The sequence below is a fragment of the Streptomyces sp. RK62 genome, assembly GCF_018070255.1.
GTDB classification, from domain to species: Bacteria; Actinomycetota; Actinomycetes; order Streptomycetales; family Streptomycetaceae; genus Streptomyces; species Streptomyces nigra.
Map to the genome: position 1 here is coordinate 116,883 of NZ_JAGPYD010000006.1, position 18,549 is coordinate 135,431.

General features: G+C 70.1%; 17 protein-coding genes and 2 pseudogenes. 12 read left to right on the forward strand and 7 right to left on the reverse strand.

Going from position 1 to position 18,549, the window contains the following annotated elements:
* Positions 1-131 precede the first annotated feature (131 nt).
* From KBY32_RS13225 to KBY32_RS35685, 3 genes and pseudogenes are all read left to right on the forward strand, one after another.
* Entirely contained in the window at positions 132-383 is a 252-nt protein-coding gene (locus KBY32_RS13225) for a hypothetical protein (RefSeq protein WP_210980120.1), read from the forward strand.
* Between the two features lie 219 nt (positions 384-602).
* A pseudogene (locus KBY32_RS13230) lies at positions 603-1,125 on the forward strand (OB-fold nucleic acid binding domain-containing protein); the annotation flags it as partial.
* A 5-nt stretch (positions 1,126-1,130) separates the two neighbouring features.
* Positions 1,131-1,253 (forward strand): hypothetical protein, encoded by a 123-nt coding sequence (locus tag KBY32_RS35685; RefSeq protein ID WP_282107994.1) that lies wholly within the window; start codon positions 1,131-1,133, stop codon positions 1,251-1,253.
* 654 nt (positions 1,254-1,907) lie between these two features.
* Here the strand turns inward: KBY32_RS35685 and KBY32_RS13235 are convergent.
* A complete protein-coding gene (locus KBY32_RS13235) occupies positions 1,908-2,195 on the reverse strand; it encodes an EF-hand domain-containing protein (RefSeq protein WP_210980121.1) in 288 nt (95 codons plus the stop codon).
* Between the two features lie 466 nt (positions 2,196-2,661).
* On the opposite strand from KBY32_RS13235, the gene KBY32_RS35690 reads away from it, so the two are divergent.
* Genes KBY32_RS35690 through KBY32_RS13250 form a run of 3 tightly spaced genes read left to right on the forward strand, consistent with a single transcriptional unit; the run spans position 2,662 to position 3,973 of the window.
* Entirely contained in the window at positions 2,662-2,790 is a 129-nt protein-coding gene (locus KBY32_RS35690) for a hypothetical protein (RefSeq protein WP_282107995.1), read from the forward strand.
* On the forward strand, positions 2,787-3,794 hold the full coding sequence (gene dmpG / locus KBY32_RS13245; protein ID WP_210980122.1) for a 4-hydroxy-2-oxovalerate aldolase: 1,008 nt from the start codon (positions 2,787-2,789) through the stop codon (positions 3,792-3,794). The genes KBY32_RS35690 and dmpG overlap by 4 nt, the downstream gene beginning before the upstream one ends.
* A complete protein-coding gene (locus tag KBY32_RS13250) occupies positions 3,791-3,973 on the forward strand; it encodes a hypothetical protein (RefSeq protein WP_210980123.1) in 183 nt (60 codons plus the stop codon). Before dmpG ends, KBY32_RS13250 begins: the two co-directional genes overlap by 4 nt.
* 57 nt (positions 3,974-4,030) lie before the next feature.
* Here the strand turns inward: KBY32_RS13250 and KBY32_RS13255 are convergent, their stop codons facing one another.
* The 4 genes from KBY32_RS13255 to KBY32_RS13270 all read right to left on the reverse strand — a co-directional run bounded on the left by KBY32_RS13255 (position 4,031) and on the right by KBY32_RS13270 (position 8,284).
* Positions 4,031-4,417: a hypothetical protein gene (locus KBY32_RS13255; protein WP_210980124.1), complete on the reverse strand. Its 387-nt coding sequence runs from the start codon at positions 4,415-4,417 to the stop codon at positions 4,031-4,033.
* A 222-nt stretch (positions 4,418-4,639) separates the two neighbouring features.
* Entirely contained in the window at positions 4,640-4,903 is a 264-nt protein-coding gene (locus KBY32_RS13260; protein WP_210980125.1) for a DUF1737 domain-containing protein, read from the reverse strand.
* Positions 4,904-5,378: 475 nt separating this feature from the next.
* Positions 5,379-6,461, reverse strand: a complete 1,083-nt coding sequence (gene chvE, locus KBY32_RS13265; protein ID WP_210980126.1) for a multiple monosaccharide ABC transporter substrate-binding protein — start codon at positions 6,459-6,461, stop codon at positions 5,379-5,381.
* 776 nt (positions 6,462-7,237) lie between these two features.
* Positions 7,238-8,284: a YncE family protein gene (locus tag KBY32_RS13270; RefSeq protein WP_210980127.1), complete on the reverse strand. Its 1,047-nt coding sequence runs from the start codon at positions 8,282-8,284 to the stop codon at positions 7,238-7,240.
* A gap of 836 nt (positions 8,285-9,120) precedes the next feature.
* Here KBY32_RS13270 and KBY32_RS35845 point away from each other — a divergent pair.
* Entirely contained in the window at positions 9,121-11,529 is a 2,409-nt protein-coding gene (locus tag KBY32_RS35845) for a bifunctional serine/threonine-protein kinase/ABC transporter substrate-binding protein (RefSeq protein ID WP_210980128.1), read from the forward strand.
* Between the two features lie 397 nt (positions 11,530-11,926).
* Here the strand turns inward: KBY32_RS35845 and KBY32_RS13280 are convergent, their stop codons facing one another.
* Positions 11,927-12,235, reverse strand: coding sequence for a hypothetical protein (locus KBY32_RS13280; RefSeq protein ID WP_210980129.1), 309 nt, complete (start codon positions 12,233-12,235; stop codon positions 11,927-11,929).
* A 303-nt stretch (positions 12,236-12,538) separates the two neighbouring features.
* Positions 12,539-12,769 (reverse strand): annotated as a pseudogene (locus tag KBY32_RS13285) (hypothetical protein); the annotation flags it as partial.
* 163 nt (positions 12,770-12,932) lie between these two features.
* On the opposite strand from KBY32_RS13285, the gene KBY32_RS13290 reads away from it, so the two are divergent.
* The 5 genes from KBY32_RS13290 to KBY32_RS13310 all read left to right on the forward strand — a co-directional run bounded on the left by KBY32_RS13290 (position 12,933) and on the right by KBY32_RS13310 (position 18,218).
* Positions 12,933-13,892 carry an STM4015 family protein gene (locus KBY32_RS13290; RefSeq protein WP_210980131.1) on the forward strand — a complete coding sequence of 320 codons (960 nt, stop codon included), beginning with the start codon at positions 12,933-12,935 and terminating at the stop codon, positions 13,890-13,892.
* Positions 13,893-13,942: 50 nt separating this feature from the next.
* Positions 13,943-15,133: an STM4014 family protein gene (locus KBY32_RS13295; protein ID WP_210980337.1), complete on the forward strand. Its 1,191-nt coding sequence runs from the start codon at positions 13,943-13,945 to the stop codon at positions 15,131-15,133.
* A 65-nt stretch (positions 15,134-15,198) separates the two neighbouring features.
* Entirely contained in the window at positions 15,199-16,014 is an 816-nt protein-coding gene (locus KBY32_RS13300; protein WP_210980338.1) for an STM4013/SEN3800 family hydrolase, read from the forward strand.
* A complete protein-coding gene (locus KBY32_RS13305; RefSeq protein ID WP_210980132.1) occupies positions 16,011-17,348 on the forward strand; it encodes an STM4012 family radical SAM protein in 1,338 nt (445 codons plus the stop codon). The genes KBY32_RS13300 and KBY32_RS13305 overlap by 4 nt, the downstream gene beginning before the upstream one ends.
* 9 nt (positions 17,349-17,357) lie before the next feature.
* Entirely contained in the window at positions 17,358-18,218 is an 861-nt protein-coding gene (locus KBY32_RS13310; RefSeq protein ID WP_210980133.1) for an STM4011 family radical SAM protein, read from the forward strand.
* Positions 18,219-18,549 lie beyond the last annotated feature (331 nt).

The window sequence follows — 18,549 nt, forward strand, 5'->3', positions numbered from 1 at the left end:
CCATCCAGATCGGACGTTTCCCAGCCGTTCCAAGAGCCTCCGCTCGCCTGGGCTGTGGAGTTTCGCTGCAATTGCCTTGCAGGTCGCGGAAACGCGGGCGGCACAGTCCCCACCTGCGGCGGCAACTGCCCGTGATCGCTGCACGCTTCGCCACCGAGCGCCTGGACGCACTGGCCCGCACCCAGGGCCTGCTGTCCAAGAGCCTGCCGGAGGTCCTGTTCGTCTGCACCGAGAACTCCGGCCGATCGCAGCTCGTCTCCGCCCTCTTGCACCAGGTATCGGCCGGTGCCGTGCGCGTCCACAGCGCCGACACACTGCCCCGCGACCGGATCGATCCCGTGGCTTTGCGACTGCACGACGAGCTGGGCGATTCAACGGACTAGGAGTTCCCCAAGCTCCTGACCCGGGAAGTCGTCCGTGCCGCAGACATCGTGATCACCCTGGGCTACAGCCACGCCTGCCCCGTGATCTCCGGCCGTCGGTACGTCGACTGGGACCTGCCCCACCTCAAAGGGCTGGACATCGACTCCGCGCGTGCCGTGCGTGAGACACTCGCCCGACGCGTAGCCCGGTGACACATTCCCTTCGCGAACGCCGTCGACGAGCTCGGCGCGATCGACGCCGCCCACCTGCGCGGCATGGTCCCCGGACAGAAGGTCCTCGTCGCCGGCGTGCGGGCCTCCACTCAGACACCGCCGATCCTGTCCGGGAAACGTGTCATCTTCTGCACGCTGGAGGACGGCTCCGGCCTGGTTGACATCGCGTTCTTCGAGGACTCACACGAGCAGGTCGCGCATACCGTGTTCCATGCGGGAGTGCTGCTCGTGCGCGGCACCGTCGAGGCCCGCGGCCCGCGGCCCGCGGCGCACCGTCGTCGGCGCGATGGCCTGGGACCTGGACGAGATCGCCGCGGTCCGCCGTGACCACGGCCCGCAGGCCGCTCTCGACTTGCTGGGCCGCGCCGCGCCTGCCCGCACCCCGGCCCAGCCCACCGGGCAGCGGCGGACCCTCACCGATGGCACCGCCGGGGCCCGTCTCCACCCCTACGCCGACCTCGAGCCCGCCGGCACCCGCTCGGCCGACCTGACCCGGCTCGGCCACCGCAGCCAGGGAAGCGCGGGGTGAACACCGTGAAATCGACACAGCCCGCCGTCCGGCACCTCGTGCGGGTCCACTACCACGGCCTGACGCCCGGCGACTCGCAATACCCGCAGGTGCTGGACGTGCTCGCCACCATCACCGCCCGCGCCTAGGCCCTCCCACCCGACGCCGCCGTCGCCGACCTCACCGGCGCCGAGCGGTATTTCGAGCGCGGCCCCGAGGGCCTCGCCCAGCTGATCCGGCTGCGCACGCTCGCCTGGACCGGCGTGGCCACGACGATCGGCGCAGGGTCCAGCCGAATCCGACTGGTTCGCAGATTCCCGCATGCCTCAGGCCGTGAACACACCGGCTGGTCCCGCCGGATGAGGCGACCGGCCGCCGGGTTCGCCGAGTGGCTGGGGGAGGTGATCAAGCAGTGTCCGAGGTCGCGACGTTCGTTCATGTCCGGCTGCGGCAGCGCGGCGGGCTACCGGAGTTGACGACGGTGCTGGGACGGTTCACTCCGATCGTGCAGGCTCTGCCGCCTGGCGCTGCTGTTGCTCAGCTTGGTGGTTCCCTTCGGCTGTTTGCGGCGGGGCCAGTGGAGCTTGCGCAACGCATACGGCTGCAGGCTCTGGCGTGGTTCGGGCTGGAGACATTGCTGGGGATCGGCCAGTGTTGGTTCGTGGCGGCCGCACCGACCGGCCCATAATCGTTCCCAGCGCCAACGACTGTGGCGATTGCCCCGCGGCCGGATACGGCGAGGGGTCGCGCCACCCGCGTTGAGTGACGCGACCCCGTCGCCGATCCCGACACGGTCGGCCCGCTCAGAACCGCCGGAAGATCGACTCCACCAGCCGCACGTCGGGATCGTTGCTGTCCTTGTTCCGGTACCACCGGCTCACTGCGCGCTCGAATTCCGGGAAGTCGATCTCGTTCAACCCGTTGTAGTCCGCGCCGAGGAAGTCCTGACCCTGATTCGCTTCCATGTGGAAATCGCCGTGCTGCATCAGGAAGCGGTAGTACTCGGCTGGGGTGATGACCCCGTCGCCGTTGGTGTCGATCTTCTGGAAGACGGCCTGCATCTTCTCCTGGGTGATGTCCTCGCGGTCCACGCTCTCACTCACCACTTTCCGTATCCGGGTAGTTACGTTCCGTAGATAGTAGCGGTCACGGTGCCCGTCCAGGGGGGTCGCCCAGGGCGCGTCATAAGGGCTGTGAGCGGGCGGTGACCACCGGAAAAAATTTCTTCGCTTGGAGGCTCCTTCACAGCATCGGGTGGCATTGATCAAGCCGGGGCGTGGCGCGTCACCGACCACACCGCCAGCGAGCCCTGGAGCTGCCGGTCACGCTCGACATGCCGGGCAGGGTCGCCGACTACCTCCGCACCACCGAGCTGGAGCCCGGCCGAGCGCGCCGCGCTCGGCCGGGGGGTGGTCGTGCGGCGCGGCCAGCAGTACACCCTGCGCGTCACGGGGGTCCCGGCCGGGCACCGCCGGCTCCTCGCCCACGGCGTCGGAGTCCGGCACACGGCCTGTTTCCCGATACGTCGCCGGCGACACGGCCCGTGTGATCGCGGAGGTGACCGCCACCCGCAACCGGATGCCGGTGCACGCAGGGAACCTCGAAGTGATCAGCGCCGCCGCCATCTACGCGGCCGAGCAGCACGCCCTCGTCAAGGCCCCCGCGCTGAAGGAGCTCGCCCGATGATCGCCCAGACCACCGTGACCGTGCACGACCCCACTCTGCGCGACGGCCAGCACGCGGTGCGGCACCAGCTGGATGCCGGGCAGATCCACACCTACGCCGCGGCGGTCGACGCGGCCGGTGTCCCCGTGGTCGAGGTCGGCCACGGCAACAGGCTCGGCGCCTCATCCCTGCAGGTCGGCCGCAGCAGGCTCAGCGACGACGAGATGCTCGCCACCGCCCGCGAAGCCCTCACCCACAGCAGGCTGGCCACCCTCATGCTGCCCGGCTGGGCCACGACCGCTGACCTGCGCAATGCGGTCCGCCACGGTGTGGACGTGGTGCGCGTGGCCGCACACTGCACCGAGGCCAGCGTCACCGAACGCCACCTGGGCGTCATTCGCGAGCTCGGCGCCGAAGCGCAGGGCGTGCTGCTGATGAGCCACATGGCCAGCCCCGGCGAACTCGCCGAGGAGTCCGCCCTGATGGTCGGCTACGGCGCGCTGGCGGTGTGCATCTTCGACAGTGCCGGTCACTACCTGCCCGGCGACCTCACCGCCTTCACCGCGCCGGTGGACGTGCCGGTCGCGTTCCACGGGCACAACAACCTCGGGATGGCCGTGGCGAACTCGGTGGCGGCCGTCGAGGCCGGCGCTCACACGATCGACGCGTGCGCGCGGGGATGCGGCGCGGGCGTGGGCAACACCCAGCTGGAAGTTCTCGTGGCCGTGCTGGAGCGCTACGGCTACCGGACCGGAATCGACCTGCGGCGCCTGGCCGACGCCGCCGATCTCGCCGAGCGGACGCTGATGCCCTCACCGCCGACGATCGACTCCACCAGCCTCGTATCCGGGCTGACCGGGGTGTTCTCCGGGATCAAAAGGCCCGTTCTGGCTGCCGCTGAGAGCCAGGGAGTGCACCCCTGGGACCTCTTCGTCGAGCTCGGTCAACGCCGGGTCATCGCCGGGCAGGAGGACCTGATCCCGGACGCGGCACGCAACCTGGCGGTACAGGGAGGTGGCCGATGATGCAGACGCTGGCCCCCGCCGAGGTCTGGTTCGTCACGCCCGGCCACCACTTTGCCCGTTTCCCGGCCGCGCACGGCTGCGGCGCGGACGTCGCCCTGGTCGACCGTGACCAACGGATTCGTCGCGGACCTGTCCGTTGCTCAGGCGATGCGGAAGATTGCCTTCGACTGGCTGCTTGAGATCTTCGAAGACCGGGCTTCTGGCGTCCTGCGGCTTCAGTGAGGAGTGAGGGCGGACTACTCACGTCCTGGCAGCTGGCACTCGTCAATGTCATTGACGATCGCCCACGTCTTGTCGCCCAGGCCGGCGATCCGCTGCGCCGCCTCCATGAGTGCCAGCTCGAACGGCGGCATCGCGTACCCGGTGTTCTGGGTCTGGTCGATCGTGTTCAGGGGGTCGTAGGCGCAGATGGCCGTCAAATCCCTGATCTGCTCTCGCCCTCCCCCATTACCGACATCAGCCCGCCCAGCGCCCGCGGGCTGGTGGTCCAGATGACACGGGCCGCGACCAGGTCGTCCCGGGCGTTCGTGACCAGAGGAAAGCGATGCGATCACCTGGCGCTGCTGATGCCAGCCGTCGAACAACTCGCTGGTGAACGCGATCGCGACGACGTGCCCGCCCACGCAGGCCTCCCCGCCGTCCTGCAAGCACGAAGACGCATACGCGAGCCGGAGGCTGCGGGAACTAATGGGAGAAGTAGCCAGCGTGAAGCGACTCACCCGCTGCGTCGTCTCCTCTTTGCGACCACTACGACGCGCTCACGGGGCGAGTTGTTCGAGTAACTGGAGGAAGTGTGCGCGGGAGACCCTGGACAGGGCAGGATGGGAGCAGACGGCGCGCGCCAGCTAAGCGTCACGCTCGCCCAACCCGTGCGGCGCTTCCCGCGTCACAGGCCGACCATGATCACCGTGGCTCTCAAGGTCCCCACCACCGCTCGGCCAGACCAGCGCCTGGGCGACGATGACGCTCTCCCCGCTAAAAGTGACAGCAGGGCCTTCGTGCAACACGTAGCCAAGGCGGATCGCCTCGCTCACGCGGTGGCAGAACGCGGCATCGTCCGGCCCGGTCAAAACCCGGTAGACAGGCAATCCATCAGGCGGTGTGCTCATTGGCGAATGATCTCACGCAAGCCAAGGTGTCCATGAGCCCTCAGCTCAATCGCTCCCAAGATCGTTAGACACCGATGGAGGCTGCAGGCGCCGTAGAAAGAGGACGGTTTTGACCTGGCCTCCACTGCGGGAGTTGCCGCAGCCCCGGCTGGCCGCATCGTGTTGCTCATCGCCGAGGTGATCGGTGATCTCACCTAGGAGGGCCGATTCCCGAGACCGGCTTCGTCAGCTGCAGCAGCTCGCCCTGCCCGGTCAGGTGCAGCCCCTCGGACCAGCCCCGCTCCAAAACATCGCGACCAGCTGCTCATCGGGCACGGGGCGGGCTGCGCCGACCGGGCGCCCTCCGTCAGACTCCACGATTCCCAACTCCACGACGTTGAGCGCTTGCTTCATGCCTTACCCATGGTCGTCGGATGGGTAGTTCCATTTTCACTCCCGTACGTTCGTGCCGGTCCACTGCACGGAGGCAGTGCTGCTACTTGAGCTGGTCGGCTGTGAAGTATTCGGACTGGACCAGAACGTCGTAGTTGGTCTTGTCGACGCTCAGGGGCTGTAGCAGGACGGCGGGGACCGGCTTGACACCGTTGTCGTAGTCCACGCTGGTGTCCACCTCCGGCTCCCTCTCGTTGAGGATGTCGTCGACCATGGTCGCCGCGGCCTGGGCGAGTTGGCGGACGTCCTTGTAGACGGTCTGTGACTGCTGGCCCGCGATGATGGACTTCACCGAATCCAATTCGGCGTCCTGTCCGGTGATGACCGGAAGCGGTCTGCCGCCGGAGCCGTAGCCGGCCGACTTCAGTGCGGACAGGACGCCCCTGGATATGCCGTCGTACGGCGACAGGACCGCGTCGACCTTCCTGCCGCCGTACGACTTGGCGAGGATGCCGCTCATGCGCCGTTGCGCTGTGGGCCCGTCCCAGCGCAGTGTGGTGATCCGGTCGAGCTTGGTCTGACCGGACGGGACGACCAACTTGCCGTCGTCCAGGTACGGTTGCAGAAGCGCCATCGAACCGTCGAAGAAGTATTTGGTGTTGTTGTCGTCGGGCGAGCCGGCGAACAACTCGATGTTGAACGGGCCCTTGCCGTCTTCCAGGCCGAGCTTTTCGATGATGTGGTGGGCCTGCATTCGGCCGACCATCTCATTGTCGAAGGAGACGTAGTAGTCGACGTTCCGGGTGCCGAGGATGAGCCGGTCGTAGGAGATCACCACGATGTCCGCATCGGCGGCCCGCTGCAGCACCCCGTCCAGCGACCTGTTGTCGATCGCCGCGACGATCAGAGCGTCGACGCCCTGCTCGATCAGTCCCTTGATCTGCGAGACCTGGGCCTTCGGGTCGTCGTCGCCGTAGACCAGCTTGGTCTTGTAACCCCTGGCCTTCAGACTCTGAACGACGCTCCTGCCGTCGGTGAGCCACCGGTCGGAGGCCCGTGTCGGCATGGCGATGCCGACGGTGCCACCCTCGGAAGCACCCCCGGAGCCGTCCTCACCGTTCTGGCTGCACGCTGCCAGGAAGGCGAGAGACATGGTTCCGGCGAGGACGGCTCTTCGATTGAGCATGGTGATCGTTCCTTGTTCTTCTCGTCGTTGAGGAGATGAGGGCACAGAGACGCATGCGGAGCAGCGGGGAGAGGTGGAGCGGTCTGTACAAGCCGACCAGACAGTGTCCCGGGCCAGGTCACGGGGGACGGGGCCGTGCAGATGCATCGCTGGGGCCCAAGAGTGATCGGACCGCGATAAACGCATAAGCGGCGGATCTCGCCGACCACTCCGGGTCAGGTCGACTCGGTCTCTTACCTGGCTCGTCCCCAAGGCATCTCGAGGCCCTGCGCATCGGCGACGGCTGCGTCGCTGGGCCTCATCAGCCGAGACTCCCTGACTCTCGTGAGCCGATGCCCGTGTGCACCTCGACGCACCTGGCGCAAGTTCCGGAAAGACACAGGGCACTCGCCTCTCAGATGTTCGATATTTCGTCCCGCGTTCGAAAAAGATGACGCGAAGTTAGGGGACATGTGACGGACTGTCAACGGTATGAACAGACGGAGGGCGTCCGTGGTCGAGGTCGTGCAGGTCGGTGAGGCTGAGGGCGCGGAAAACGGCCGTGCAGGGGGGCATGGGAGACGAGGAGTGCGGTGATGGCGGGCCCGTTGCAGCCGGCACCACCGGCAGACCCGGGCCCCGTTGAGGGCGACCGAGCGCCGGCACCAAGCGCAGCTGGATCGCCAGGGCCCTGGCCGGCGCCCCCGTCGCCCTCCTGCGTCGGGAGTGACAGGACCGCCACCGCATGGGCGGCGGCGGTCCCTCGTTCCGCGTCGGCGCTCCAGGGGAACGGGATGCTACGCGGGGATCACGTGCAGGGTCAGGTTCGCGCCGTACTCGCCGGTCAGCGCGAACAGCCGGGTGCCGTCCGGCGACCAGACCAGGCCGTGTGGCCGCAGTGACCGGCCGGTGCCCGTTTCCAGGTCGATGATCCGGGACGGGGTGTCGGCACCGGTCTGGAAGAGGTAGATGTCCTGCCCGTACGAGTTGTCGATGCCCGCCGCGACCTCACCCTTCGCGGACACCGCGGCCGCATTCGGATAGGAGGTGGTGGGATACGTGTGCACGACGGACAGGTCGCTCAGCCGGAAGGCCAGGTGGTGGTACGGGTAGCCGCCGACGATGAAGAGGGTGGCGGCGTCGGGGGACAGAACGAGGTCGTTGATGGTGCCCACACCACCGGGGTTGTCCTGGGTCGTGCGGACGACAGGGTTGCCCGTACTGACGTCGTAGACCGTCACGTTCGACGAGGACAGGTACTGCTCGCCGGCGATGACCACACCCGGTGCCGCCGGTGAGGACAGCAGCATCGGCGGCCCGGCCCAGGTGCCCCAGGGCACCAGACCGAGGCGGACGGTGGGACGGGTGCCGCTGAGATCGAGCGCGCCGATGTTGCTGTCCCAGTCCGATCCGTAGCTGAACCACAGGGTGTTGCCCGCGAGAGCCAGCCGCAGCGGCGCGGTTCCGTCCCCGGTGGAGTAGCGGGCCTTCTCACGGTAGGTGCCGGTGTCGACGGCGGCGATCGCGTCGCCGCCGCTGAGCGCCACGTACAGCGTGCGTGAATCAGGGGACAGCACCAGGTCCGCCGCGCCCGGCTTGTTCTTGAGGGTTCGCAGGAGCCTGCCGTCGAAGTCCGTGACGAGCACGGAACTCGTGACGATGTCGGCGATGTACAGCCTGCGGTGCACGTCGTCCACGGCCATGTCCGCGTGATACGAGACCGGAAGTGCCGTGGAGGTCGGCTCGGTCTGCGGCTCGGCCGCCGCGGCAGTGCTCGTACCGAACAGGGGCAACAACAGCAGGATCAGTACACCGAATGCGCCGCGAAGGCCGGGTCTTCTCATCGGATCGTCGTCCTCATCGGTCGGGGTGCCTGGAGAGGCAGGCGAGCAGGAGTGGGACACCTGCGACGGATGCCCCTCCCTGCAGTGGCCATGCACACCTGATCGGACAATTTCCCGCCATAATGCGGCAGTTGACCCCCGTTGAGCGGAGTGACATCGACCACCCTGGATCACGGCGGTGAGCACGGGTAGTTGTTGCCTGCGCCCAGCACCCTGGCATTGATCGGACTCAAGATCCTCTATGCCCCCCGGGGGGGGCGGCGAAGGTGGAGGGACCGACCGCGGCACAAGCCCACGACCACAGCGACAGCCAGACCCAAACCGCCTCGGTTCGTCGGCCCGTGGTTCGTGGCTCCACGGGCAAGGGCACGCATGACCCCTGGACCAGACCCAACGGCAGGGCCGGTACGAGCAATTCCCGTGCCTCGGCTTCCCCGCGCCGGTTGCGGCTCCGCTGAGGGACGGCACGGCGGTCCTTGTGAGCTGCCTCGCACAACCCTCACGGCCTCGTCACCAAGTAGTCGGTGGGATGCGGTACCAGGGGGTGCCGGGGGCCGGCGCTGGACAGAAGGGCTCAACACTCGCATAGCACAATGCAGTTGTTCATGGCGGTAGAGCCGGCAAACCCCATACACAGCGAACCGCGCTCCCTACCGTGGGCGTTCGGCACGTGACGTCATGCCGCGCGCCGACTTCACCGAGGGGAGGGAGTCGGCTCATGGATCCCGTCACCTTGATCACCCACGCCGACGGTTCGACGGGATGAGAGCCACCACGTCGTGAACGAGCCATCCTCACCCTCACCCGAACGGCCCGACGAGATCTAAAGTGTGCGCGTGACCGAGCAGAACCCCGAACTCATCGCAGGCCGGTACGAACTGGTCGAGCGCATCGGCCAGGGCGGCATGGGCCGCGTCTGGCGTGCACAGGACCGGCAGCTCTTCGGACGCGAGGTCGCCGTCAAGGAGATCCTCTTCCCCCCGGGGATGGACGACGACGAGCGGGCCACGCTCGTCGGACGCTTCACCGGTGAGGCCCGTGCCGCGGTCGTTCTCAGCCACCCGGGGATCATCACGATCCATGACGTGGTGGAGCACCACGGTGCCCCCGTCATCGTCATGGAGTTCGTCCGCGGTGCGTCGCTGGCCGCCGCCGTCCGCACACAGGGCCGGCTGCCCGTACGGCGGGTGGCCGAGATCGGCGCGATCGTCCTCGACGCCCTCACCGAGGCACACAGGTCGCGGATCGTCCACCGTGACATCAAGCCGGACAACGTGCTCCTGACCAAGGACCGGGTCGTCCTCACCGACTTCGGCATCGCGCACCTCGCCGACGCCACGACGAAGCTCAGCCGCAGCGGAATGGTCATCGGCACACCGCAGTACATGCCCCCGGAGCAGCTCGAGGGCAAACGGCCGACTCCCGCCAACGACCTGTGGGCGCTGGGCGCCACGCTGTATCACGCCGTCGAGGGGCAGCCTCCGTTCGACGCGGACGGGTTGCACGCCCTGGCGGTGGCCGTGTTCACCCGCCCGCACCGACCACCGGTGCACGCTGGACCGCTCGCGCCGCTGCTGGACGCGCTGCTCGTCAAGGATCCCGAGCAGCGGGTGGGTGCCGCCGAGGCCGGCCGGATGCTGGCGTCGGTGCTCCGCTCCCTCCCGGCCGCCGAGGAGGCGGACGAGCGTGGTCACGCATCCGAAGCGGAACAGGATGCCGTGGCGGATCCGGCACTCCGCACCGAACCCTCCCCACCATCCGCCACTGCGGCCCCCCGGGTTCCCACGGTCCCGGACTCCGGGTCGACACCGGTCGATCCCCGGCGTCCGAGCCCGGACCGCCCGACGGGTCCTCCGCTGGTCCCGAGCCGCCCGACCAGTCCTCCGCCCGTGCCGGGACCCGTTCCTCCTCCGCCCACGGAGGATCTGGTGTCGCTGAAGGCGACCGTCAAGGCGGAAGCGGGCGACCGGAAGGCCGGACGGGCACGTGTCCTCACCCGGCGTTCCGTGATCGTGGGCGCGGCTCTGGCCACGCTCGCGGCCGGTTCCGCACTGACCTGGACCTTGTCCGGCGACAACGACAAGCCGCACGGCGGCGGTGTGGCCGGAAACGGTGCCGAGGGTCCCGCCGTCACCGTCGCGATCGGCGTGGACGCACCGCTCACCGGCGCGCTGGCGGAGCTGGGCCTCGGTGTGCGCAACTCCGCCGACCTCGCCGTCCGGACGGCGAACGAGAAGAAGGCCGTCCCCGGTGTGCGCTTCGAGATCAAGGCTGTGGACGACGCGGGCGACCCCGCCAAGGGCGCGACGAACGCCGCGGGCTTCGTGTCCGACCCGAAGGTGCTCGGCGTGGTCGGCCCCGTGAGTTCCAGCGTGGCGGAGTCGATGGTGCCGCCCCTGGCCGACGCCGATCTGGTCAACGTCTCACCGGCCAACACCAGCCCCGTCCTGACGCTGGGCCCCGACTGGGCATCCGGTACCAAGTCCCGTCCGCACGACACCTACTTCCGCACCCTGGCGAACGACGCGGACCAGGGGCCGTTCGCCGCGCGGTACCTGCGGAACGACGCGGGGAAGGGCAAGCTGTACGTCGTCGACGACCGAACCGCCTACGGCACCGCACTCGTCTCCGGTTTCACGGCCGAGTTCGAGAAGCTCGGCGGGAGCGTGGTGGGCCAGGAGCACGTCGACACCGACCAGAGAGGGTTCTCCGGCCTGGTGGCGAAGCTCCGGGCCTCGGGCGCCGACGCGGTCTTCTTCGGCGGCTACTACGACACCGCCGGGGCGCTCTCCCGGCAGCTCGGTCAAGCCGGGGTCGACGTCCCCCTGATGGGCGGCGACGGCATCTACGACCAGCAGTACCTCACCTCCGGACCGGAGGTCGACGGGGACCTCGCCGTGCACATCGGCGTACCCGCCGAACAGCAGGCGAAGGGGGCGGACTTCCTCGCCCGGTACCGCAAGGCGGGGTATACCGAGGCAGCCGGCTGGTACGGGCCGTACGCCTACGACGCCACGTGGAGCATCATCGAGGCCGTCAAGGCCCTGGTGAAGGCCAACGACGGCGCGTTGCCCGGGGACGCGCGGGCGAGGATGCCCGAGGCCGTGTCCCGGCTCACCTTCGACGGAGTCACGGGCCGGGTCGCCTTCGACGGCTACGGCGACACCCGTAACCGGCGCCTGACGGTGATCTCGGTCGAATCCGGGCGGTGGACCAGCGTGACCAGCGGCCCCGCGGCTCCGTGACACCGAGCCGATGAAGAGCCGGTGCCGAGCGGCGGACGCAGGCGAAACCTCCACCCCCATTGCAGGGATGGCCGCCATTCTGCTCCGCATGCGATCCAGCCGGGCAAGGTCTGGTTCATCGTCGCCACCAGGAACGTACGGCGATGATGCGAGGGCAGACGGCAGCTCCTCGGTAACTCCGGCTGAGGCCCACAGGCCGCTCAGTCCTCGCCTGACGTCTCGGGTCATCCATAGCTGACCCCGGCGGATACGACCCCCACGGCCCCGTGTGGCGTTGGGAGCGCTGAGCAGCGTGCCGGCCGGCTTCGCGGCGCCGGTGGTGGCTGATCTGGCGGCAGGGCCGGTGCGGCTGCGGTCCAGCCCGATCGTCGCGGTGGGCGGCGCGTCCATCGGTGACTCAGCCGGTCGCGAGGATCAGGCTCAGGCCCAGCATGGCAAGTCCCGCCACGGCAATGACGCTGCCGACATACCTGAAGAAGACGGGGCTGAGGCTTCTGGTGTCCGCGAGGCTCAGATCCCCCGTGCGCTGGCCTCTCAACTCCAGGGCGGCCCGTCTTCGCGCCAGCGTCGAATCAACAGCACCGCGCAGGTTGAACGCCCACCTCCCTCCGAGGCAGACAGCCGCGGCGCCCAGGACTGCGAGGAGGATCAGGACCCCTATCGGGTCGGATGTGTCTGCGGCCGAAGGGCCAGCGATCATGATCATGGCGCAAAGCATCGCAGCCACCTCAACCGAATGTCACCTGTTCGGCCGTCCGCAACATGCCGGTCGTCGCCCGACTGCCTCATCCCACAGGCCGTGCACCCACAAAGGTGATCGACATGTCACGGGGGCAGATAGCCGGCGCGGCTCAGCATCCGCTCCCCTTCGGCACCACCGCAGACGCAACAGGGGGCAGCCCGAGCTCAATCGCCCAGGCCACCGCACGGCAGGCGCGGGTTCCTCGAGGTTCGGTGGTGGTCAGCTCGCTCCAGTGGGGCTTCGGCGTCACTGCGGCAGCATCCGCCCGTGGACGACCCGACCGCCCTTCGGCAGGTGCCGCGGCAGCGGATGGAGCGGCCCGGGCTCGCGCACCAACTCCCCCGGCCTCACCACCGCGTGGGCGTTCCCGGTCAACTCGCCGAGCGCCAGCGTCAGACGGGCGCGTCCGTCCCGGCGTTTCCTCGTGCGTGTACGCCACGTGCTCCGCACCGCCTCCTGCGCCACGGGCACGATCAGGACGTCTCCCTGCTGGTACACAGCCCTGCCCTCCCCGCCGGGTGCGCCGCGCACCGGCCGCGTGACCACGACCGTAGGGGGCGCCCGCTGCCCCGAAAGCCGCCCCACCATCCTGTGTTGTCAGTGGCGGTTGGTAGAACTGCGGCATCACGGATCGCACACCCCTTCTTCCAGGAGCAGCCGCATGACCATCGGTGACCACCTGCACGAGCTGTACCGGCTGCCCGCTCACGCCTTCCCCGGCCCCGGCACCCCGGCCGGCCGCCTGCCCGAGCCGGACTCCGTCGCCTGGCGCATCTCCGCGGACGTGTACGACTCCGACGAGAGCTGGACCGCGGCGTTCACCCGCTTCTGCGAGACCGTCGACACCACCCAGGTGCGCGCCCTGATCGTCGGTGCCTGGGAGGAGGCCTACGACTCGGACCCCTCCGACGTCGTCGAGGCCCTGCTGGCCGCCCGCGACCGGCTGCCCGCGCTGCGCGCGCTCTTCCTGGGCGACATGGTGATGGAGGAGTGCGAGATCTCCTGGATCAACCAGACCGATGTCGCACCGCTGCTGGCCGGCTTCCCCGCCCTGGAGGAGTTCGGCGTGCGCGGCGGGTCGGGCCTCGGCTTCACCGCCGTGCAGCATGCCGCGCTGCGCCGTCTCGTCGTGGAGACCGGCGGCCTGCCCGCGTCGGTGGTGCGCGGTATCGGCGCCAGCGACCTGCCCGCGCTGGAGCACCTCGACCTGTGGCTGGGCACGCCCGACTACGGCGGCGACAGCGAAGCCGCCGACCTGGAGCCGATCCTGTCCGGCGCCCGGCTGCCGCGCCTGCGCCATCTGGCCCTGCGCAACAGCGAGATACAGGACGCGGTGGCCGCGGCCGTCGCCGCCGCCCCCGTCGTGGCCCGCCTGGAGGTCCTGGACCTGTCCATGGGCGTGCTGACCGACGAGGGCGCGGGGGCCCTGCTGAACGGTCAGCCGCTGACCCACCTGAAGAAGCTCGACCTGCACCACCACTACCTGAGCAAGGCCTTGGAGGAGCAGGTGCGTCAGGCGCTGGAGCCGGCCGGTGTGGAGGTCGACCTCGACCGCGACGACGCCGAGGAGGAGACCGAGGAGGACGGCACGGTCTGGCGCTACGTCTCCGTCGGCGAGTGAGCACGGACAACCCGGTCCCGGGGCAGCGGGGGACGGCCGGTACGTCGGGGGTGGCGGCCGGTGTGCGCTTCGCGGTGGTCGGCAATCCCGGCAACCGCCGCGTGACGCTGTTCGCCGACGCGGTGCGCGCGGCGGGCCTGCCCGGCCCGCGCGTGGTGCCGTGGACGGACGTCCTGCGCCGGGGAGGCGCCCGCTTCGCCCCGGGCGAGATCGTCCGCGTCGACTCTCCCGGCGAGGACCCTGAGGTGGACCGCATGCTGCGGGGCGCCGCGGAACCCACCCGGGTGGAGGGATCGGCGCGCTGGTACGCCGGGTTCACGGCCGCGCTGCGCGGTTTGGGCGGCGGCGTCCGGCTGGACGACCCGGACGAGGTGTCCGTGCTATTCGACAAGCGCCGCTGCCACGCCGTTCTGGACGCGGCGGGCGTGCCGGTGCCTTTCTCCCCCACCTCCGGGCCGGGCGGCGCCCCGGTGCGCGGCTGGGACGACGTGCGGGCGCTGATGCGCACCCACCGGATGGCGCGACTGTTCGTGAAACCCGCCCACGGGTCGTCGGCGTCCGGAGTCCTCGCCGTGGAGTCGGGCGGCGGCCGGATCAGGGCGACCACGTCCGTGGAGGTGACCGCGGACGGCCGGCTGTACAACTCCCTCAAGCTGCGCCGCTACGAGGACGAGCGGGATGTCGCCGCCATCGTGGATGCACTCGCCCCGGACGGCCTGCACCTGGAGCGGTGGGTGCCCAAGGCGTCCCAGCAGGGCCGCGCGACCGACTTCCGGGTGGTCGTGGTGGCCGGCCGGGCCACGCACGCCGTGGTGCGCACCAGCCGTTCGCCCCTGACCAACCTCCATCTGGGCGGACGCCGCGGCGACCTCGACGCGGCCCGTGCGGCCGTCGTGGCGGCGGGCGGCCGCTGGAGCGACGTGCTGGAGGTGTGCGAGCGGGCGGCCGCGTGTTTTCCGCGCACCCTGTGTGTCGGCGTCGACCTGCTGCCGGCCGTCGGCTGGCGCCGGACGGTCGTCGGCGAGGTCAACGCCTTCGGTGATCTGCTGCCCGGTCTCACCGGCCTGCCCGGCAGCGGCGCGGAGGGCCTGGACACCTACGGCGCGCAGGTCGCGGCGGTGCTGCGCGGACCCGCCCGCCCCGACGTCCCATGGTCGACGGCGCAGGCGCCCTCCTCCCTGCCCGATCACCCGGCCGGCACGCAGCCCGGTGCCCCGCGCACGCCCGCCCGGGCCGTGTGACACCGCCCGGCCCCGCCGGCCGCCGCACCCGTACAGAACAGGAACACCGCATGACCCAGCCCGACATGAACGACGTCGTCGGCGAGCACGACATCCTCCTCGTCACCCTCGACACCCTGCGCCACGACGTGGCCGAGGAACTGGCGGCAGCGGGCCGCATCCCCCACCTCGCGCGTCATCTGCCGGGTGGCCGCTGGGAGAAGCGGCACGCGCCGGGCAGCTTCACCTACGCCTCGCACCAGGCGATCTTCGCCGGCTTCCTGCCCACCCCGGCCGCGCCCGGGCCGCATCCACGGCTCTTCGCGGCGAGCTTCGCCGGCAGCGAGACCACCGCCGAAGGCACCTTCGTCTACGACACCCCCGACCTCGTCGGCGGGCTGGCGAAGGCCGGCTACCACACGGTGTGCATCGGAGGAGTGGGCTTCTTCAACAAGCAGGGCCCGCTCGGCTCGGTGCTGCCGGGCCTGTTCCAGGAATCGCACTGGGAGCCGGAGTTCGGCGTCACCTCACCCCGCTCCTTCGAGAACCAGGTCGAGCGGGCCGAGCAGGTCGTCGCCCGGCTCCCCGCGGACCGGCGCCTGTTCCTCTTCGTCAACGTCTCGGCGCTGCACCAGCCGAACTGGTTCCACCTGCCCGGCGCCACCCGGGAGGCCGGTGACACGCGTGCCACCCACGCCGCCGCCCTTGAGTACGTCGACCGGCACATCGGACGGCTGTTCGCGGCCGCGAGCTCGCGGCGCCGCTGTTTCGCGATCGTCTGCTCCGACCACGGCACCGCCTACGGCGACGACGGCTACACCGGGCACCGCCTCGGCCACGAGTGCGTTTGGACCGTGCCGTACGCCCAGTTCCTCCTCGACCCCGCCGAGGCCGCCCGATGACCACCGCCCCGCCGACCGGCCCCTACCAGCACTACGTCTACGCCTATCCCCACAAGACCGCCTACCGGCCCCTGCCCGACCGGCCGTCGCTGACGTCCCTGTGGGAGAGGGAGGACAAGAGCGCCCTCTCGCTCTACCTGCACATCCCGTTCTGCGAGGTGCGCTGCGGGTTCTGCAACCTCTTCACCCGCATCGGCGCCCCCGACGGACTGACCGGTGCCTACCTGGACGCCCTGGAGCGGCAGGCGACGGCCGTGCGCGACGCGCTCGGCGACGACGACGGCACGCGTTTCGCCACCGCCGCCTTCGGCGGCGGCACCCCCACGTTCCTCACCGCCCGGGAACTGGACCGGCTCTGCGACATTGCCGAGCAGCGCATGGGCGCCGACCTGCGCGCGGTACCGCTGTCGGTCGAGGCCTCGCCCGCCACGGCCACCACCGACCGCCTGGCCGTGCTGGCCGAACGCGGCACCACCCGGCTGAGCCTCGGCGTGCAGAGCTTCGTCGACTCCGAGGCCCGCGCCGCCGTCCGTCCGCAGCGCCGCGCCGACGTGGAGGCAGCCCTCGGCCGCATCCGCGACGCGGCCATACCGGTGCTGAACATCGACCTCATCTACGGCATCGACGGCCAGACCGAGGAGACCTGGCTGCGCTCGCTGGACGCGGCGCTCGCCTGGCGGCCGGAGGAGCTCTACCTGTACCCGCTCTACGTCCGCCCCCTGACCGGCCTGAACCGCCACCGCCCGGACTCCGGCCGCGACCCGGCGTGGGACGAGCAGCGGCTGCGGCTATACCGCTCGGGCCGCGACCACCTGCTGGCCCAGGGGTACGTCCAGCAGTCGATGCGGATGTTCCGCCGGGCCGACGCCCCGCCACAGGGCGCCGACGACTACGCCTGCCAGACCGACGGCATGATCGGCCTCGGCTGCGGAGCCCGCTCCTACACCTCCGCACTGCACTACTCGTTCGACTACGCCGTCGGCATGCACGAGATCCGCGGGATCATCGACGACTACGTCGCCACCACCGACTTCTCGCGCGCGGCGGTCGGCTACCGCATCGACCCCCGCGAGGCACGCCGCCGCCACCTGCTGCAGTCGCTCCTGCAGGCCGACGGCCTGGACACCGCCGACTACCGCGCCCGCTTCGGCTCCCTGCCCACCGACGACTTCGGCGCCGAACTCGACGTTCTCGCGCACCAGGGCTGGCTGGCCGACCCCACCGCCGCCCGCCTGCGGCTGACACCCGAGGGCCTCGCACACTCCGACGCCATCGGTCCGCGTCTGTTCTCCCCCGCCGTGCGCGCCGCCATGGCCGCCTACGAGAGGAAGTGACATCCGGCCATGGACCTCACCGTCCTCTACCGCGGCCCCCTCGCCTCCTGCGACTACGACTGTCCCTACTGCCCGTTCGCGAAGCGGCGCGACTCCCCCACCCAGCTCCGCGCCGACCGGGCCGCCCTGGACCGCTTCGCCGCCTGGGCCGCCGCGCAGACCGGCGACCGGCTCTCCCTGCTGTTCACCCCGTGGGGCGAGGGACTCGTGCGCTCCTGGTACCGGCGCACCCTCGCGGAGCTGTCCCACCTGCCGCACATCCGCCGCGTCGCCATCCAGACCAACCTCAGCTGCCGCACCGACTGGCTGGACACCGCTGACCGCGACACCCTCGCCCTGTGGTGCACCTATCACCCGGGTCAGACGCCCTACGACCGCTTCCTCACCAAGTGCCACGACCTCGCCCGGCGCGGTGTGCGCTACAGCGTCGGCGTGGTCGGTCTGCCCGAACACCTGTCGGCCGCCCGCCGGTTGCGCGCCGACCTGCCGGACCACGTGTACCTGTGGGTCAACGCGGCCGAGGGACACACATACGACGACGCCGAAGCGGAGGACTGGACGGTGCTGGACGCGCTGTTCCCCTACAGCCGCACCCCGCACGCCAGCGCTGGACTGCCCTGCCGCACCGGCGAGTCCGTGATCTCGGTCGACGGGGAGGGCACCGTGCGCCGCTGCCACTTCGTCCGCGCCGAGCTCGGCAACCTGTACGACGGCAGCTACCGGGCCGCGCTGCGCCCACGGCCGTGCCCGCTGACGGTCTGCGACTGCCACATCGGCTACGTCCATCTGGAGACGCTGCCCCTGTACGACGTCTTCGCCGGCGGAGTCCTGGAACGCATCCCGGCCGCCGTCCGGCCCGGCCGGACGTAGCCACCGGCCGGAGCGGACGTCACCGGGCCGCCTCGCGGAGAGGTGCCCGCATCCCGGCCACGGAACACCCACCCGCGCCCTCGGCCACCGAGCCCGCCCGCCGGTCGCCGACACTCTCACCGGATGACGCACAACACCGATCCTCGATCGGCGTTCCGTAGATCTTTTACGGGACAACCCGCGTAGGTGGAATGTTCGGCCCCCACCGCTCGGGCCGAGCCGGGCTCCCGGGAGAGCAGTCACTAACGGGCGGGATACGGCCGCGACACGCGGCGGAAACGGGTCGTCCCTAATTTCTGTCACTCGACAGGAATTCGCAGGGACGACTCAC

What these genes read in the sequence shown, in the direction of transcription:
- dmpG (WP_210980122.1), top strand. Translation starts at nt 2,787, where the DNA reads ATGATCGCCCAGACCACCGTGACCGTGCACGACCCCACTCTGCGCGAC.
- KBY32_RS13250 (WP_210980123.1), top strand. Translation starts at nt 3,791, where the DNA reads ATGATGCAGACGCTGGCCCCCGCCGAGGTCTGGTTCGTCACGCCCGGC.
- KBY32_RS13260 (WP_210980125.1), bottom strand. Translation starts at nt 4,903, where the DNA reads ATGAGCACACCGCCTGATGGATTGCCTGTCTACCGGGTTTTGACCGGG.
- chvE (WP_210980126.1), bottom strand. Translation starts at nt 6,461, where the DNA reads ATGCTCAATCGAAGAGCCGTCCTCGCCGGAACCATGTCTCTCGCCTTC.
- KBY32_RS13270 (WP_210980127.1), bottom strand. Translation starts at nt 8,284, where the DNA reads ATGAGAAGACCCGGCCTTCGCGGCGCATTCGGTGTACTGATCCTGCTG.
- KBY32_RS13280 (WP_210980129.1), bottom strand. Translation starts at nt 12,235, where the DNA reads ATGATCATGATCGCTGGCCCTTCGGCCGCAGACACATCCGACCCGATA.
- KBY32_RS13290 (WP_210980131.1), top strand. Translation starts at nt 12,933, where the DNA reads ATGACCATCGGTGACCACCTGCACGAGCTGTACCGGCTGCCCGCTCAC.
- KBY32_RS13300 (WP_210980338.1), top strand. Translation starts at nt 15,199, where the DNA reads ATGAACGACGTCGTCGGCGAGCACGACATCCTCCTCGTCACCCTCGAC.
- KBY32_RS13305 (WP_210980132.1), top strand. Translation starts at nt 16,011, where the DNA reads ATGACCACCGCCCCGCCGACCGGCCCCTACCAGCACTACGTCTACGCC.
- KBY32_RS13310 (WP_210980133.1), top strand. Translation starts at nt 17,358, where the DNA reads ATGGACCTCACCGTCCTCTACCGCGGCCCCCTCGCCTCCTGCGACTAC.